Here is a 15,825-nt window from a genome sequence, read left to right on the forward strand (position 1 = left end):
GACCTGATTATGCCGCGCCGGACTGTCGATAGGGTTGGACCTGTTCCGCGAAGGTCATCCCAGTTCCGGTATCCAAACGACCCATGCACGGAACGCATCGACAGCCTCGCTCCGAAGCCGCGCTGCCTGGGGCGTCTCTGCGGGCACGCGATTCTCACAGCGTCCGCCCGCCCGCGCACGCCCGGATAGCTAAATCCGGCAAGGGATGCGTAAACAGACCCTGGAACAGCCACGAAACGACACTGTGATGAGTATCGGCATCAGGAACCGGCGGATCGACCTGATCCGTGGCGTCTCGATCCTGCTGGTGCTGCTGCATCATTTCAACATCGCCTACCACTTGTCGGACACGCTGCTCGGCACGATCCTGACGCCGGGCGGCATCCGTGCGATCGTCAGGAACGGCAACTACGGCGTCACGATGTTTTTCGTCATCTCCGGTTTCCTGATCACCTCGAACGCGGAGAAACGTTGGGGCGAACTCCGACACGTCGGCATGCGCACATTCTATGGCCTGCGTATCGCACGGATCGTTCCATGCCTGCTGCTCCTGCTCGTCACGGTCGACCTGCTGGCATTCGGCGGCCTGTCGATGTTCCGGAGCCATGCCGAGGGAAGTACCGCACCGTTCTCGATGCTGCTGGTGAACCTGGCAGCCCTCACCTTCTGGATGAACGTGCTTCTCGCACAGTCCGGTTGGGTCAATTACCCGCTCGGCGTGCTCTGGTCGTTGTCGATCGAGGAGGTGTTCTACATCAGCTTCCCGATCATCTGCCTGGTGTTGCGGCGCGACCGGTTCATCGCGGCGTTCTGGCTCGTGATCGTCGCGATCGGGCCGCTCTACCGGCTGACCCATCAGGCGGACGAGTCCGGTTTTCTATACGCCTATTTCGCATCGTTCGACGGGATCGCCATCGGTTGCTGCACGGCCTTGCTGGCACGGCGCGTCAGGCTCGACGGCCTTACCGCGCGACTGCTGCAGCCGGCGATAATAGCCGGCATGGTGTTCCTGTATCTCATCGGTTCGATCGGCGAGACCAACGTCTATGGCGTGACGCTGATGGCGCTCGGCACCGCGACCTTGCTGCTTGCCGCAAACACCAATTCCTCGGGTCCGGCAGCCAGCCGCAATCGGGGCCTGCGGATGGTCGAGTGGTTCGGCCGGCTCAGCTACGAACTCTATTTGTTCCACCTGATCGTGCTCGCGCTGATGCGGACGATGTTGCCGCCTCGTGCCGTCGCCGGCCAGGAGAAGCTGCTGCTGCTGGCGGTTTTCCTGGCCCTGTCGGCGGCGCTCGCCATAGCGATCGGCCGCTTCTACGCCGAACCGCTCAACCGACGCATCCGCCGGCTCCTGGCGGTCGATCGCACACGAACCGATCCGGTGCCGGCCCGTTCCATGACCTGACGGAAACACGGTGGGATCATGTTCGGCTGGGGCAAACCGAAACGGCCGGCGGCAATCGCCTTCGATATTGTGGGAACGGTGTTCCCGCTGGCGCCGCTCCGGCCGGTGATCCAGGCACTCGGCCTGCCGGCAGGTGCGCTGGAGGGCTGGTTCGCCGCCGGGTTGCGCGATGCCTTCGCACTTTCCGCCGCCGGCGATTTCAAGCCGTTCGCGACAGTGCTCGAGAGCGCCCTGGACGAGGTGTTGGCCGAGCACGCACTGGTCCCCGCCAAAGGCGCACGGGCCGCGCTGCTGGAACAGTTCAAGCATCTGCCGGCACGGCCAGATGCCAGGGAGGCGTTCGAGATCGCAGCGAGGGCGGGCAAGCCGATCATCGCGCTGAGCAACGGAGCCGCCGCCACGACACGGTCGCTGCTGAAGAACGCCGGGCTCGACAAACTCGTCGCGCATGTCGTGTCCGTCGACGAGGTCCGGCTGTTCAAGCCGCGGCGCGAAATCTATGACCGCGCTGCCAGGGTCGCCAAGGTGAAGCGCCGCCGGTTGGCTCTGGTGGCCGTGCATTCGTGGGACATCAACGGCGCCAAGGCCGCTGGCCTGACCACCGCCTACGTGTCGGCGGACCGGCCGTTCTCGTCCGTCATGCGGACACCCGATGTGGAAGCCGGTTCGCTCTCGGAAGCTGTTCGGAGGCTGGCGACACTGTAGAGACGCTGTCGCCGCCGCTGCACAGTTCCCAAGGTCTGATCGGTATCCGGTGCAAGCCTCAGCCCGTTCAGGCGGTGGAGCGCGTGCCGCTCGTTTCGATGACATCATGGATTACGGGTATGGAGTCGGTCTCGATGAAGCGCGTGTTCCTAGCCAATCGGTGGCCGATCCTGTGGAACGGGCGTTCGACGAACTGATAGAGCGCCGCCGATAGTCCAATTGCTACCACGAGATAAACAGCGAGTGCGGCAAACATCGCCGGAACCGTATAAGTCAGTATAGCAGACTGGAACAGCCATTCGAGGACTGCAAACAGCGTCAAGTGGGTCAAGTAAAGCGAGAAGGATATTTTCCCCAGAAACAACACGATACGAGTTCTTAGGAAAGCATCGATGATGCCGCGCTGATAGCTCAGGCTCGCAATCAATGTCGCGAACGGGAACGGCATGAGAATCCCTGCCCTGGGATGTAGCGACAGCAATCCGATGAGAAGCACTGATCCCGAAGCAATCCGTGGCGGTATTTTTTCGTTCCAAACGACCAGGGACACGAAGCGGCACATGCCTATTCCTGCCGCGAATCCACCGAAACCACGCACGAGCCCGAGCCGGCTCGTCGTCGCGCCGTTCCGGTCTCCAAGAACCAGCAGAAGCAGAATCATGACAGTCAGGGAGCCAGCCGAGAATATCAGGCATCTGGCGGGTGACTTCGTCCTGCCCAGGAGGCTCGCAAGAACCGGCAACGACGTATAGGCGAACAGTTCAACGCTCAGGCTCCATGTCACCGGGTTCCACATGCCATAATCATGACCGAGCCAGCGTGAAGACAATGTCAAAGACTGAATGAACGCCTTCGCCGTATAGGCCTCCGTGTGGATCGTTTCGTAATAAGCCCTCATCCAAATTACATACGATGGCAGGGCAAGCACCAGTATCAGGATCAGGATCGATGCGGCAAAGCTCGCCGGATAAATACGAAAGATCCGCATCAGGGCAAAGGAACGTAGCTTTCCGGCGGCAATCGATGAGAAGTCCCGGGCGTGAACATGCATCATGATAAAGCCGGACAGGATGAAAAACAGATCTACACCCCTGAAGCCGTTCCTGAGAAGCGCCGATCCGTGCAACCACTGGCTGGTTGGCCAGGATGGAATTCCCTCCTGAAGATGAAAAAGCACAACCCAGAAGGCCGCGATCCCGCGGATTCCCGTCAATGACAAGATCGGCGATGACTTCTCTATCGACACACTTGGCATCACGGTAGAACCTAAAGCTCTCTGCCCCATGCCCGTGGCTACATTGCGTTACAATTGTCAACTTTCAATCGGAACGTTTTACTCGTTCCGGAACAGATATCAGTTTATTAATACTTTAGCGGTCGATCGCCTGAAGATTACCACAGTATTGCACATCAAACTGAACGACGGCGCCTTGCTCGAAGATAGGTCCGACTGACGATCGGCTCGGCAACCGGAAGCCTCCCTGGCGCCTGATCCCGACCGATCGAAATCGATCGACGGGTCTCAGTGCTGCACTCAGACGCTCTCCAGCCGTACCCGGGTTCCGCCGAGGCCAGCAGCCACGTCCTCGCGGCAGGTCAGCACCAGGATCTGCATGCGCCGGCCGGCATCGGCCAGGATGTCGAACATGCGTTCCATCCGGACCGGATCGGCGAAGGCCAGTGCGTCGTCCAGCACCAGGAAGGCGGGCTTGCCGGCTGCGAGCAGCATGTCAGCAAAGGCAAGGCGGGACAGGATGGCGATCTGCTCCCGCGTGCCGTGCGACAGCGCATCGAACGCTTCGCCATCGGCCTCCTCCGCGCCGATCGCGTCCAGGCGGGACAGGCCGGTGATCAGGAAATCCTCGCCCAAACTCAGGCGCGCACGCGGAAACAAAGCCTGAAGGTACGGGCTAAGCCAGGTCATCAGCGGCGCCAGGGTCCGCGCACGCGCCTCCCGGTCGGCCTGGTTCAACGTGTCGCGAAGCAGCATCAGGATGGCGGCCTCGCGCCGGAACGCATCGTGCTCGCGTGCCGCGGTCTCGCGCTGACGCGTCGCCGCCTCGATCTGCTCGTCGAGGCCGATGCCTTCCTCAGCCACGATGCGGCTTTCCAGGCGCGCGATATCCACCCGCAGCGTGCCGATCCGGGTGCGCCGGTTGGACTGCGCCTCCTCCAGCCGGCGGATCGCCGAGTCCGCCATCTCGGGCGTACCCTCCGGCGCCGATGCGGCCACCGACGCCAGTTCCGTGCGGCGTGCCGATACGGTTTCGGCGGTCAGCTGCAGGCGCAGGGCCAGCGTGTCCAATGGCTCGGCTGCCTCGTCGCGCGCCTGCTCGGCGGACAAACGCTGGTTTTCGAGTTCCTGGTCACGCCGCGCGAACTCGGCCTGTTTCAGAGCCGCATCGGCAATGTCGCGAGCGGCATCCGGCGACAGCAAGGCATCGCGCGCCACCACCGACGCCTGCCGGGCCTGCTCTTCCAGCAATAAAGCGGCATCGCGGTCGGACAATGCAATTGCTAAGTCCGGTGCCCGTTCGGTGCCGAGCGAGGCCAGGCGTTCCGACACATCCGCATCCAGCATCGCGACATGGCGACGCAGGGTCTCGATATCCGGCCTGGCCTTCGAGCCCGGCCCGACCGGAACCGCACCCGCCAGGCACTCGCCGAGTGCACGCTGCGCCTGGTCGAGCGCGGCACTGACGTCCCGGCGGCGCGACATCGCCTGCTCGGCCTGCGCCATGGTTTCGAGGCCGAAACCCTCCAGCCCACGCCGGAGTGCACGCGCGGTATCCTGGGCCGCGGCGTGCAGCCGCTCCTGGTCGCGCGCCGCCGGAACGATCCGCATGCGGCCGGCACCCGGGATGACGAGCTCCGCCGGGCGGGTCAGGCTGAGCCGCGCATCGCCGGGCGCCAGCGTCCGCGGCGGTTCACCCTCGACCAGCAACTGCGCACCGATGTCCAGCGACAGCTCGACCGACGTCGCCTGCGCCAGCAATGCCGCCTCGTTGCCGCGATGCGCGAGGGCGGCATCCTGCAGGCCGCGCATGCCGTTTTCGTCCAGGCGCAGATGCCGCAGCGCAGCCGACAGCTCGTCCACCCGAGCGGCCTCGATCTCGGCAAGCGCCAGCCGGGATGCAGCGGCATTGCGCACGTCCGACCGCCCGGCTGCCTCGAACGCCGCCACCGCCTTGCGCAACGTCCGTTCCGCCGCCTCGTGACGACGGCCCGCCTCGTCGTAGGCCTCGCGACGACCTTCGAGGGCAGCCTGTGCAGCCTGCGCGCGCGCGCGCGCCTCGGTCTCGTCCGTCGCCAGCTTGGCCAGGGCACGGCCGGTTTCCGCCAGGCGCGTCGCACGCAGGACGCGGCGCTCCTGTGCCGCGACAGCCTCCGCATGCGCCGACACCGACAGTGCGACAGCGGCCTCGGCCTGCTCCAGCCGGGCGCGGGTGCCCAGCACGGCATCGCGGTGCCGGCGCGCAACCGCCAGGGCTTCCGCAGCATGCTCGGCGATGGCCGGATCTTCATCGCGCGCAAGCTCGCGCCGGGCGGTCAGAGCCGCGGCGAGGTCGTCCTCGAGCACGCGGCGACGGTCCTGCAGCAACGCGATCGCGGCGATGGCGGCGTCCCGGTCCGCGATCGTGGCCTTGTAGCGGTCGCGCGGCTTGCCGTGCCCGTCCAGCAGTGCTGCGATCGGCGGCTGCACCTGCTTCAGCAGCCGGCCGATCACCGCACCACCACTGACGCTGCCGAGCTCGGCTTCGAGACACTCGGACAGGGTGGTGCGGGCGCCTTCGCCGAGCCTCGCCTGGGCGAAGCTCTCCCCCTGGGCCACGAGCAGCGCGCCCCAGATCGATGCTGTCTGCGCCGCATCCTTCGCGGCCCGCGACACGACCGACACACCGAGCAACCGGGCCAGCCGCTCCTCGGCGGCATCGCCCTCGTAGGCGGTGCCGTCCGACACCATGCGAGCACTCGGCCGCGACAGGAACCGCTTCTCGATCCGATGGGCGCCGCCCTCGTGCTCGAACTCCAGCGCCACCGATGGCGCGGTGTTGCCGCGATGGTTCTGGTAGCCGCGGATCGTCTCGGTACGCGAGCCGTGCCGGTCGAACAGCACGGCGCGCAATGCCGCCAGCACGGTCGACTTGCCGTGCTCGTTGGGCCCGCACAGCACGTTCACCCCGTCGCCCAGCCCGTCGACGCGCACCCTGCGGTCGAACTTGCGGAACTGGTCGAGTTCGATGGCGCGCAGCTTCATGGCGTCGTTGCCTCACGAGCGGCGAGAAACAGCAGCCGCTGCAGGGCCGCCTGGGCTATGTCGCGGTCGGGCTGCTGCTCGGACGCACGGACCGCCAGCCGGTCAGCGGCGTCGCGCAAGGCGCCCGCGGTTCCCAGGCTGGCCAGATCGTCCGGCGATGCGGTCAGCTCGAGGCGGGCGGCATCGATCCGCAGGGCCCGCAGCGCGCTGCCGACACCGGCGCAGATACGGTCCTCGTAGGCCGCATGGTCCTCGAGCCCGAGCGATCCCTCGACCGTCAGCCACGCCAGCACACGGCTCGGATCATCCCGGTCGATGCCGCGCAACCGGTCTTCCAGTGCATCGATATCGGCGCGGCCGGTCAGCATCGCGCGCTCCTGGCGCCACAGGAAGCGGCCGACACGATGCGGGACGACAGTCGGGACAGCATCGTCCAGTGAGACCAGCAGCACGCTGCCGCCGCCATCGCCGCCACGGTCGAACCCGTCCGGCTCCGGGGTGCCGGAGTACCAGCTGCGCTCGCCGGCCGCGACCATGCCGTGCCAGTCGCCGAGCGCCAGGTGCGCCAGTCCGCTGCACCTGGCGCGGTCCGGGGCGATCAGGTTGTGCGCGGATCCCGGATCGGAGCCGAAGCTGCGCACCGAGCCATGCGCCAGACCGATCCGCAATGCGCCGTCGGGCGTCGCCGCCTCGTCCATGCCGGCGGTCGGGTCGCCGAATGCGTGGCGGCGGTCCAGAACTGCCGGCAGCAGCCACGCCTCGCGTCCCGCCGCACCGGTCGCCAGCTGCACCGGCTGCGGCGACAAATGGGCATGCACATTGTCCGGCAGGCCGGCCCGCAGCAGCCGCTCCCACAACCCGCCGGTAAGGTTCGGATCGTGGTTGCCGGGGATAAGATGCCAGTGCACGTCGGGGAACTGCCGCATCCGCTCGACCGGCTGGCGCAGCGTGCGGTCGCTCGGCGCCGCCATGTCCCACGCGTCGCCGGCGACCAGCACCAGCCTGGCGCCCTGGTCGCGGGCCAGGCGGCCGATGCGCCCGATCGCTTCCAGCCGCTGGTCCTGCAGCACGGCCAGGGTGTCGTCGTCGGCGAAGCGGAAACCCTTGCCGATCTGCCAGTCAGACGTGTGCACGAATCGCATCCGGGCGATCATAGCGCAAACGCCGTGGCGCTTGCAGGAGGCCTCCCGGATACCGAACCGCGTGATAGTGGAACGCATGCACATCGACACCGAGCGCCGCCGCCTCTTCCTCGACCCGTCTGACCCCGCCTTCGTGGCCGACCCGTACGACGCCTACGACCTGGCCCGCGCCGCCGGGCCGATGCTGTTCTGGGAGCAGTACGGCCACTGGTGCCTATTCGACCATGCCGGCGTCACGGCTGCCCTGCGCGACCGCAGGCTCGGTCGCGAGATCCTGCACGTGGCGACCCGACCCGAGCTCGGTTGGGACGAGGTGCCGGCGCATCTGGCGCCGTTCTACGACGTCGACGGCCGGACCATGCTGGAACGCGAGCCGCCGGTGCACACCAGGCTGCGCGGGCTGGTCAACCGCGCCTTCGTGTCGCGCCAGGTGGAGCGCCTGCGGCCGCGTATCGCCAGCCTCACGCATGCGCTGATCGACGGCTTCGAGCGGGATGGGCGCACCGAGCTGATCGCCTCGTTCGCAACCCGCATTCCGGTGACGATGATCGCCGAACTTCTCGGCGTCCCATTCGGAGACATCGACCGGCTGCTCGACTGGTCGCATCGCATGGTGGCGATGTATCGGATCGGCCGCACCCGCGCCGACGAGGACCAGGCGGTGTCGGCCACGCAGGAGTTCGTGGCGTTCCTGCAGACGCTGGTCGAGGCCCGCCGTATCGCGCCACGGGACGACCTGATCAGCCGGCTGATCGAGGCAAGCGCGGACGGCGACCGGCTCTCGGAAGACGAGCTGATCGCCAGCTGCATCCTGCTGCTGAATGCCGGCCACGAGGCGACGGTGCACGCGATCGGCAATGGCGTCCGGACCCTGCTGGAGCAAAAGCTGGGCGCGGACGGCACGATCGACGACGCGACGATCGAGGAAACGCTGCGTCTCGACACGCCGCTGCACATGTTCACTCGCTACGCGCTGGAAGATCTGCAAATCGCCGGCCAGCGCTTCCGCAAGGGCGACCGGATCGGGATCATGCTGGGTGCCGCCAACCATGACCCACTGGCCTATCCGGACCCGCGCCGGCTCGATCCGAAACGGGCCGGCCCGGCGCATCCGAGCTTCGGCGGCGGCATCCATTTCTGTATCGGTGCGCCGCTCGCCAGGCTGGAATTACAGGTGGCACTGCCGATCCTGTTCCAGCGCCTGCCCGGCCTGCATCTCGCAGGGGAACCACTCTTTGCCGACAGCTACCATTTCCGTGGGCTGACGGCGCTCGAACTGGCATGGCCGGTGTCGTGAGGAGCTATCGACCCGGCGGAACGCGAGCGAACAGCATGCCCAGCCCCTCGGATACGGTCGGATGGGCCAGAATGGCGTCACGCAGCGCCGTGTAGGGCAGGCCCCCCAGCATCGCCATCTGCACCACGGCCATGACCTCGCCCGCCTGCACGCCCAGCATCGCGAAACCCAGAATCCGATCGTCGTCGGCCGCCACCAGCGCTTTCATGAAGCCGGTCCGCTCGCCGAGCGTGCGCGCACGCGGAACGATGTCCATCGGCATCTTTGCCAACCGGTATGCGATGCCGGCCTTCCGTGCCTCAGTCTCGCTCAAACCGACACGGGCGAATTCGGGATCGATGAACACTACGTAAGGCACCATCCGCCCAGCCGTGTTGTACGTCCCGCCGGCGATGCCGCTTTTTGCCACCCGGTAGTCATCGAGCGACACGTGCGTGAACATCGGGCTGCCGGCGACCTCACCCATGGCCCAGATCCCGGCGGCACTCGTCTTCAGGGTCTCGTCGACACGGATAAAGCCCCGCTCCGTCAGGTCCACCCCTGCAATGTCGAGCCCGATCCCGCCCGTCATCGGCGTGCGTCCCGCAGCCACCAAAACATGCGTCCCGGAGAAGGTGCGGCCATCCTCCAGACGAACCATCACGTCGGTGCCGGAGTGGCCGGATACCTCCGCAACACGTGAGTTGAACACAAGCTCGATACCGTCCCTCTCGAGCAGGCCGCCGATCGCTGCGGCGACATCCGCATCCTCGCGCGCCGCAAGCTGCGGTCCCGCTTCGATCACCACGATTTCGCTGCCCAGGTGGCGGAAGGCCTGCGCCATCTCCATGCCGATATAGCCGCCGCCGATCACCAGCAGCCGTGTCGGCAGGATCTCGAGCAGGAGCGCTTCGACATGGGTCAGCGGGTCCGCCTCGCGCAGGCCCGGGATGGGCGGGATCGCGGCCTTGGTGCCGAGATTGAGGTAGATCCGGTCACCGGTCACGCGTCGCGGGCCCGCTTCGGTTTCGACCTCGATGGTGCGTGGGTCGACGAACCGGCCCCAGCCAAGCAGCAGTTCGAACCCGCTCGCCTCGAACGCCGCACGGTTCAGGGCAACCATGCCGGCCACGATCTCGGCAGTACGTGCGGCGACGCGGCTCATGTCGAGCGCAACGGGGCCGGACTTTGACAGACCGAGCGTCGCCGTATGGTGTGAGAGCTCGACAAGTTGCGCGCTCCGCACCAGCGCCTTCGTCGGAATACAGGCGATGTTGATGCAGGATCCTCCGATCATGCCGGCCTCGACGACCGCGACACGCCTGCCGGCGCTAGCCTGATCCATCGCCAGCGTCTTACCCGCCTTGCCGCCGCCGAAAACCACGATGTCGTAATGCTCGGTCTCAACCATCAAATTTTCCCCTGATCAAACCCTGCAGCAGCTTATCTCCGCACAGTGGCACGATGCTCAGCGAGCCGCCGGATCAACCTGAGCCATGCGCCTGACAACCTGTGGTGGGTGACCGAGAACGCGAAGGAAAGCCCGGCGCATTCGCTCCTGATCACCGAAACCCGTCTCGTTGGCGATGAAGTCAACGCTATGCCGGCTCTGCTCTATCATCAGCCGCGCCGCCTCGATACGGATACTCTCGATTGCCTTGGCAGGAGAGAGACCGGTCTCGTTACGAAATGCGCGGCTGAACTGGCGAGGACCGAGACCAGCGATGCGGGCAAGGTCCTCCACTGAAAGCGAAGCCTGCAGATTACGACGCACATGCGCCAGTGCCGTCTGGATACGGTCTGATTTTGGGTTGATCTGGAACAACGCGGAAAGTTGCGGCTGTCCGCCCGACCGACGGTAATCGACGACAAGTATCCGAGCAACTGAACGTGCAAGGTCGTAGCCATAGTCGTTCTCAAGCATACAAAGCGTCAGGTCGATCCCGGCGCTGTTGCCTGCTGCGGTCCAGACCGATCCATCAACCACGAAAAGACGATTTGCTTCCAAACGAATCTTCGGGAAACGCGATTTCAACTCGTCGGTGAAAAGCCAGTGTGTCGTTACCCTCCTGTCATCGAGAAGTCCTGCATCGGCAAGTGCAAAAGCGCCGGTACAGATCGATGAGATGCGGCGCGAATTCTTTGCCGCCCCGGCTATGAAAGCGATCAACTTCGGGCTGGACGGAACGACACGTGTGTTACCGCCGATAATCAGCGTATCGAAGTGCTCGCTCCCGTATGCGGTTGTCTCCAGGCCCGTACCGGCAACCGTGGCGATCGACGCGCCATCCTCCGATAGCACTTGAATGTCATAGAGTTTCTTTTCCGCGCTGATGTTGGCGAACTCGAACACCGAAAGGGCTGCCAGGCTCATGACAGGAAAGCCCGGAGTGACGATAAAGCCTATCTTCAACATGCTTCAGGCCCATGACTTGAAAAGAGGGATGTACGACATTTGGGCATCGCAACGTAGGTGCTATTCCGTTTGTAATGCAACAGCCAGCACTGAAAGCGATATCGCCGTCATGACGATCAAAGAACGGACTGTTCTGATCACCGGTGCAACCGGAGACACCGGCCGCGCCGCCGTGGGCGAGTCGATCAAACGTGGTCTGACGGTCCGCGCCATGGTCCATCATCAGGACGTCCGATCCGAAGGCCTTGAGACTCTGGGGGCCACGATCGCTGTCGGAGACCTGCTGGAGATCGACACCGTCCGGGCGGCCATGGAAGGTGTTGATGCCGCCTATTTAGTGTGGCCCGTTCAGCCCGGTCTCATCCAGGCGACGGTAAACTTCGCACAGGCTGCCAAAGAAGCAAGCGTATCGGCTATCATCAACCTGTCACAACGCTCGGCAGATCGCTATTCCAAGAGCAACTCATGCCGGGATAGCTTCATCGCCGAGCAGGTTTTGAACTGGTCCGGGCTTCCCGTCATTCATCTCCGCCCGACCTATTTCCTGGAATGGCTGCTCTACCCCTGGCAGCTACCCTATCTGAAGCAGGGTATTCTCCGACTGCCCGTCGGCAAGGGACGCCATTCGCCGATCGCAGCCGACGATCAGGGTCGAGCCATCGCAGCACTTCTGCAAAATCCCGAACCCCATCTAGGCAAGACCATTCCACTCTCCGGTCCGGTTGAAATGGATCATGAGCAGATGGCTGCCGAACTAAGCGAGGCACTCGGTCGCAAGATCGTCTTCCAGAATGTGGCGATCGAGGACTATTGCGGGTCGATCGCGGCGATCGGTGTGCCACCCTACGTCGTCCAGCATCTGCGCTTCGCGATGGATGATTACCAACACGGCGCAATGTCGGGATCCGATGACAACGTCGAAAAGCTGACCGGACACCGACCGATGACCGTAGGCGAGTTCGCCCGGGCTCACGCGAATGTCCTGAACAGCACGTAAATCCGGCTATCGGCGGAACCGACATGATCAAGGCCGCAGCCATGGGGGTCTCCGCAATGGAATTCACAACAATGGTCTCGTCCGCGTCGCCAAGCCGGTCCGCCTCTACGATTGCCTCCGCTTCCGGCGTTCCGGTCACCAAGCTCTTGGCGATAGGAACGCTGACGTCGAAGGCGACCGAAGCCGGCGGACGTGCGTGAAACTGTCAAACTCTATCTGGCCGGAAAAACAGACCAGTGGTTCGTCAAGCAGGATCATACAGGGGTAATATTTATCTTGAACGTCACCAATCCAAGTAAGGGAAATGACCTTCTCGGGAACCTGCCCCTTCGCCGCGAAGGGCTGATGCAGTTCCAGATCATTCCGATTGGTCCACTGGCTCCGCTTGGTTTGCTTCTATCGAAATAGCTTCACCATCGAAGCCCAATCGCCTTCAGAGGAAAATCACGATGTCCGAAGTTCCAAACCCGCGCGTACATGCTCAGATTCTTCCTGCGATTGCCGCTGTTGCCACCAGAACCAACAAGATCCTGGCGATCGGTTCGGTAACCGCCAAGGGGACGCCCGAGGCGATCGCTCCGGTGCTTCCATTCGAGGTACGCGCGACCGTTCGTAATTATCTTGACGGCAAGATCGACTGCTGGTTCTTCCAGACCGAAGGATATGGCGTCGTGTTCATCATGAATGCCACCAGCCGTGCAGAAGCGCACGAGATCCTCGAGAAGCTTCCGCTGGGCGTTGCTGGCATGATGGACTTCGAACTGATCGCCCTCGGCCCTCTCGCGCCACTCGCCATGCTTATCGGCACACCACCGAGGCCTTAAAGGCTCGCAAACGGGTAGGACGAGCCGGGGGCAGGGATCGTAGCCGGTCAGAAGCCGAGGCGCTTCAGGTCCTCGGGTGCAAACATCTGGCCGCTCCGGTTCTTGACGCTCGGCAGCTCGGAGACCTTCGACCTCCAGGCCGACAGGGCCTTGTATTCGTCCGGGATGGCGATCCCGGCGGCATCGGCGAACATCAGTCCGGCAAAGAGGGTAATGTCGGCCATCGAAAACTCGTCGCCCGCCAAGTAGGGCCGGGTCTTCAGGACCTCGTCGAAGTATTTGGCTCCGGCCAGTGCCTTGTCGCGCTGCTGGTTGCCCCAGGCATTCCGGTCGATCCATTCGGGGTTCTTGTAGACCTGCAGGACCGGTCCAAGACCGGGCGTGGCATTGTGAAAGTAGTTGCCGACCGCATCGAGCATTTCGGCCTCGGCACGGCGCTGCATCATGTGGATCATCGCCTTCTCGCGCGGCGTTCTGCCGGTGAGGGTGGGATTGCCGTCGAGGTTGTCCAGATACTCGGTAATTGCCGTGCTCTCGGAGATAAAAGTGCCATCGTCGAGCTCCAGCACCGGCAGCACACCGGACGGATTCTTGGCCAGGAACGCCGTCTGCTTGTGCTCGGCGCCGATCAGGTCGATCGACACGAATTCGATCTTCGCATCAAGGTTCTTCTCCGCAAGAACGATACGGATGCGGGCCGGGTTGGGAAATCCGGGACGGTCGTAGATCTTCATGGTGGTGGCCTTTCTGCTCCGAGCCCGGTCCGGGTCCGATGCAGGGAGAGTTAGGCTTCGACACGTCCGAGGAAAACGCGGTATTCCTGCACAGGCCTTGTGAGAAAATGCACTGATGTTCGACTGGGAGGATATGCGGCACTTCCTCGCGCTGGCCGAGACCGGCACGCTGTCGGGTGCCGCACGCTCACTCAAGGTCGATCACGCAACGGTCGGCCGCCGGGTTTCCGCTCTCGAGCAGATGTTCGACACCTCGCTGATCGAGCGGCTGCCGAAACGGTGGGTGTTGACCGAAGCCGGCCAGCGGGTCGCCGTCCTTGGCCAGGGCATGCAGACTCAGGCCCATGCGCTGGAACGAGCGGTGAAGGCGCAGCATTCGCCTCTGTCCGGCACCGTGACGCTCAGCACGCCCCCGGCCTTCGCCAGTTATTTCCTGGCGCCTCGGCTGCAGGGTCTTCGCAGGCTCTATCCCGATCTTCATCTGACGCTGCTGGGCAACAAGTCGGTGGCCTCGCTGAGCCAGCAGGAGGCCGACATCGCCGTGCGGATCAGCCGGCCGCAGGAAGCCAGCAGCGTCGCGCGCAAGATCGGCACGATGGAGTTCTGGCTCTATGCCGCTCCGGGTTACGCGGATCGACCATCGGCCGAGTGGGAGTTCGTCGCCTACGACCACACGCTGGATCATGTGGTTGAGCAGAAGTGGCTCATCGCCTTTGCGGCCGGACGTTCCATCGTGTTCCGTGCCAACGATCTTGCGTGCCAGGCTGCCGCGGCACGAGCCGGGGTCGGCATCGCGATGCTGCCCTGCTTCCTTAGCTATCGGGATCCGGAACTGGTCGCGCTGTCGATCGATCTCGAGCGGGCCACGCGGGACATCTATCTCGTCGTTCATTCCGATCTGCGGCGCATGCCCGCCGTGCGGGCGGTGCTGGAGTTCGTGGCGGATCAGGTGAGCGCCGGGATGCCGCCAGCCGGCGCCTGACCCCGCGCCGGACCGAAGAATGACCGGAGTACGACGATGCAGGCTCGATGTGTTTGCGGCGCAGTGACGGCCGATCTGCCGGGCCCGTCATCGCAGATCTTTGCGTGCCATTGCCTTGATTGTCAGCGTCGCACGGGCTCGCCGTTCGGCGTTGGCGCCTATTATCCCGCCGGCATGGTGACATGCTCGGGCCAAGTCACGGAGTTCGTCCGGCCGACGGACGCAGGTGGCGAATTTCGTACCTCGTTCTGCTCCAGATGTGGAACGTCGGTCTATTGGAAGACCACCGGCAAGCCGGACATGATCGGCATTGCGGTGGGCGCAATCGGCGACCCGGCCTATCCTGCCCCGGCCGCCTCGCTGTGGGAGCGCTCGAAGCATCCCTGGATGTCGATAGAGACCGCGAGCGAGAATCTTCCCAGGGGCTGGGGCACCTATCCATCATGTGCCGGGTGACGCGACCTACGGAAGCGTGGCGGTCTCCACTGCGTTGATCGCCAGCAATCCTGCCGCGATCCGCACCAGGTAGCGGGCGGCATGGACACGCACCGCAGCCTGGCCATCATGGACTTCCGGCAGGGTGCAGCCGGCCAGCATGATCGCGGTGCCGGCGATGCGTGCTTCCAGCGCCGCGATCTGCATCGCGGCAGTGGCATCGCGGCCAAGCTCATGATCCAGCGCGTCGCCGGCCCGGTCGACCTCGGTCTCGACCCGCGCATCGTCGGCCAGCACGCCCATCATCTCGGCGGCCGGATCCGCATCCTCGCCGGCATGCAGTGCCAGCAGGCCGGTCGCGCCGACCAGCATGTGCATTGCGCCGGCCGCCTGGTCCTGCGACGCGAATGCTCCGTACGCGACCGCCAGGGCAGCCTCGCCGAGGGCTTCCCTCACCTCCGGGTCCATGGCCTCCAGGGTCTCGGAGGGCCCCGCCGCCGGTCCGCCGACCTTGGCCCCATCGGCATCGGCGAGCGTCGGGATGCCATCCTCGGCGAAGGATCGGCTGACAGCGGAGAGGGCGTCGAACAGCGCCTGTTCACGGATCATGGTCATCGAGCCTCGGTTCATCGGCGATCACACCAGGAT

Annotated in this window: 15 protein-coding genes; 8 read left to right on the top strand and 7 right to left on the bottom strand. The window is 64.5% G+C overall.

The features are described from left to right. The first annotated feature begins 247 nt into the window (after window positions 1-247). Entirely contained in the window at window positions 248-1,408 is a 1,161-nt protein-coding gene (locus HN018_RS19710; RefSeq protein ID WP_171833645.1) for an acyltransferase family protein, read from the top strand. A gap of 18 nt (window positions 1,409-1,426) precedes the next feature. Beyond that, the gene (locus HN018_RS19715) at window positions 1,427-2,113 is read left to right on the top strand and encodes a haloacid dehalogenase type II (protein WP_171833646.1); all 687 of its coding nucleotides are present in this window, start codon (window positions 1,427-1,429) and stop codon (window positions 2,111-2,113) included. A gap of 67 nt (window positions 2,114-2,180) precedes the next feature. Here the strand turns inward: HN018_RS19715 and HN018_RS19720 are convergent, their stop codons facing one another. The 3 genes from HN018_RS19720 to HN018_RS19730 all read right to left on the bottom strand — a co-directional run bounded on the left by HN018_RS19720 (window position 2,181) and on the right by HN018_RS19730 (window position 7,513). Next, window positions 2,181-3,368: an acyltransferase family protein gene (locus HN018_RS19720; RefSeq protein ID WP_171833647.1), complete on the bottom strand. Its 1,188-nt coding sequence runs from the start codon at window positions 3,366-3,368 to the stop codon at window positions 2,181-2,183. 279 nt (window positions 3,369-3,647) lie between these two features. Further along, the gene (locus HN018_RS19725; protein WP_171833648.1) at window positions 3,648-6,371 is read right to left on the bottom strand and encodes an AAA family ATPase; all 2,724 of its coding nucleotides are present in this window, start codon (window positions 6,369-6,371) and stop codon (window positions 3,648-3,650) included. After that, the gene (locus HN018_RS19730; RefSeq protein ID WP_171833649.1) at window positions 6,368-7,513 is read right to left on the bottom strand and encodes a metallophosphoesterase family protein; all 1,146 of its coding nucleotides are present in this window, start codon (window positions 7,511-7,513) and stop codon (window positions 6,368-6,370) included. Before HN018_RS19730 ends, HN018_RS19725 begins: the two co-directional genes overlap by 4 nt. 76 nt (window positions 7,514-7,589) lie before the next feature. Here HN018_RS19730 and HN018_RS19735 point away from each other — a divergent pair, with 76 nt between their 5' ends. Then, window positions 7,590-8,810 carry a cytochrome P450 gene (locus tag HN018_RS19735; protein ID WP_171833650.1) on the top strand — a complete coding sequence of 407 codons (1,221 nt, stop codon included), beginning with the start codon at window positions 7,590-7,592 and terminating at the stop codon, window positions 8,808-8,810. 4 nt (window positions 8,811-8,814) lie between these two features. On the opposite strand, the gene HN018_RS19740 is transcribed toward HN018_RS19735, so the two are convergent. Both HN018_RS19740 and HN018_RS19745 read right to left on the bottom strand, forming a co-directional pair. Then, window positions 8,815-10,200: an FAD-dependent oxidoreductase gene (locus HN018_RS19740; protein ID WP_171833651.1), complete on the bottom strand. Its 1,386-nt coding sequence runs from the start codon at window positions 10,198-10,200 to the stop codon at window positions 8,815-8,817. A 57-nt stretch (window positions 10,201-10,257) separates the two neighbouring features. Then, complete coding sequence (locus HN018_RS19745) at window positions 10,258-11,205, bottom strand: GlxA family transcriptional regulator (protein ID WP_171833652.1); 948 nt, start codon at window positions 11,203-11,205, stop codon at window positions 10,258-10,260. A 109-nt stretch (window positions 11,206-11,314) separates the two neighbouring features. On the opposite strand from HN018_RS19745, the gene HN018_RS19750 reads away from it, so the two are divergent. The 3 genes from HN018_RS19750 (at window position 11,315) to HN018_RS19760 (ending at window position 13,026) form a co-directional block, all read left to right on the top strand. Next, the gene (locus tag HN018_RS19750; RefSeq protein ID WP_171833653.1) at window positions 11,315-12,202 is read left to right on the top strand and encodes an NmrA family NAD(P)-binding protein; all 888 of its coding nucleotides are present in this window, start codon (window positions 11,315-11,317) and stop codon (window positions 12,200-12,202) included. A 192-nt stretch (window positions 12,203-12,394) separates the two neighbouring features. Next, window positions 12,395-12,610, top strand: a complete 216-nt coding sequence (locus HN018_RS19755) for a hypothetical protein (protein WP_171833655.1) — start codon at window positions 12,395-12,397, stop codon at window positions 12,608-12,610. A 41-nt stretch (window positions 12,611-12,651) separates the two neighbouring features. Beyond that, window positions 12,652-13,026: a hypothetical protein gene (locus tag HN018_RS19760; protein WP_171833656.1), complete on the top strand. Its 375-nt coding sequence runs from the start codon at window positions 12,652-12,654 to the stop codon at window positions 13,024-13,026. 47 nt (window positions 13,027-13,073) lie between these two features. On the opposite strand, the gene HN018_RS19765 is transcribed toward HN018_RS19760, so the two are convergent. Further along, on the bottom strand, window positions 13,074-13,760 hold the full coding sequence (locus tag HN018_RS19765) for a glutathione S-transferase family protein (RefSeq protein ID WP_171833657.1): 687 nt from the start codon (window positions 13,758-13,760) through the stop codon (window positions 13,074-13,076). A 115-nt stretch (window positions 13,761-13,875) separates the two neighbouring features. Between HN018_RS19765 and HN018_RS19770 the strand changes: the two genes are divergently transcribed. Both HN018_RS19770 and HN018_RS19775 read left to right on the top strand, forming a co-directional pair. Next, window positions 13,876-14,742 (top strand): LysR family transcriptional regulator, encoded by an 867-nt coding sequence (locus tag HN018_RS19770; protein WP_171833658.1) that lies wholly within the window; start codon window positions 13,876-13,878, stop codon window positions 14,740-14,742. A gap of 36 nt (window positions 14,743-14,778) precedes the next feature. Then, entirely contained in the window at window positions 14,779-15,198 is a 420-nt protein-coding gene (locus HN018_RS19775; protein WP_171833659.1) for a GFA family protein, read from the top strand. A 6-nt stretch (window positions 15,199-15,204) separates the two neighbouring features. Here the strand turns inward: HN018_RS19775 and HN018_RS19780 are convergent, their stop codons facing one another. Then, window positions 15,205-15,792: a hypothetical protein gene (locus tag HN018_RS19780; protein WP_171833660.1), complete on the bottom strand. Its 588-nt coding sequence runs from the start codon at window positions 15,790-15,792 to the stop codon at window positions 15,205-15,207. Window positions 15,793-15,825: the final 33 nt, after the last annotated feature.

This window comes from Lichenicola cladoniae, assembly GCF_013201075.1.
Classification (GTDB): Bacteria; Pseudomonadota; Alphaproteobacteria; order Acetobacterales; family Acetobacteraceae; genus Lichenicola; species Lichenicola cladoniae.

What these genes read in the sequence shown, in the direction of transcription:
- HN018_RS19780 (WP_171833660.1), bottom strand. Translation starts at nt 15,792, where the DNA reads ATGACCATGATCCGTGAACAGGCGCTGTTCGACGCCCTCTCCGCTGTC.
- HN018_RS19725 (WP_171833648.1), bottom strand. Translation starts at nt 6,371, where the DNA reads ATGAAGCTGCGCGCCATCGAACTCGACCAGTTCCGCAAGTTCGACCGC.
- HN018_RS19765 (WP_171833657.1), bottom strand. Translation starts at nt 13,760, where the DNA reads ATGAAGATCTACGACCGTCCCGGATTTCCCAACCCGGCCCGCATCCGT.
- HN018_RS19775 (WP_171833659.1), top strand. Translation starts at nt 14,779, where the DNA reads ATGCAGGCTCGATGTGTTTGCGGCGCAGTGACGGCCGATCTGCCGGGC.
- HN018_RS19770 (WP_171833658.1), top strand. Translation starts at nt 13,876, where the DNA reads ATGTTCGACTGGGAGGATATGCGGCACTTCCTCGCGCTGGCCGAGACC.
- HN018_RS19745 (WP_171833652.1), bottom strand. Translation starts at nt 11,205, where the DNA reads ATGTTGAAGATAGGCTTTATCGTCACTCCGGGCTTTCCTGTCATGAGC.
- HN018_RS19710 (WP_171833645.1), top strand. Translation starts at nt 248, where the DNA reads ATGAGTATCGGCATCAGGAACCGGCGGATCGACCTGATCCGTGGCGTC.
- HN018_RS19720 (WP_171833647.1), bottom strand. Translation starts at nt 3,368, where the DNA reads ATGCCAAGTGTGTCGATAGAGAAGTCATCGCCGATCTTGTCATTGACG.
- HN018_RS19740 (WP_171833651.1), bottom strand. Translation starts at nt 10,200, where the DNA reads ATGGTTGAGACCGAGCATTACGACATCGTGGTTTTCGGCGGCGGCAAG.
- HN018_RS19730 (WP_171833649.1), bottom strand. Translation starts at nt 7,513, where the DNA reads ATGCGATTCGTGCACACGTCTGACTGGCAGATCGGCAAGGGTTTCCGC.
- HN018_RS19735 (WP_171833650.1), top strand. Translation starts at nt 7,590, where the DNA reads ATGCACATCGACACCGAGCGCCGCCGCCTCTTCCTCGACCCGTCTGAC.
- HN018_RS19715 (WP_171833646.1), top strand. Translation starts at nt 1,427, where the DNA reads ATGTTCGGCTGGGGCAAACCGAAACGGCCGGCGGCAATCGCCTTCGAT.
- HN018_RS19760 (WP_171833656.1), top strand. Translation starts at nt 12,652, where the DNA reads ATGTCCGAAGTTCCAAACCCGCGCGTACATGCTCAGATTCTTCCTGCG.
- HN018_RS19750 (WP_171833653.1), top strand. Translation starts at nt 11,315, where the DNA reads ATGACGATCAAAGAACGGACTGTTCTGATCACCGGTGCAACCGGAGAC.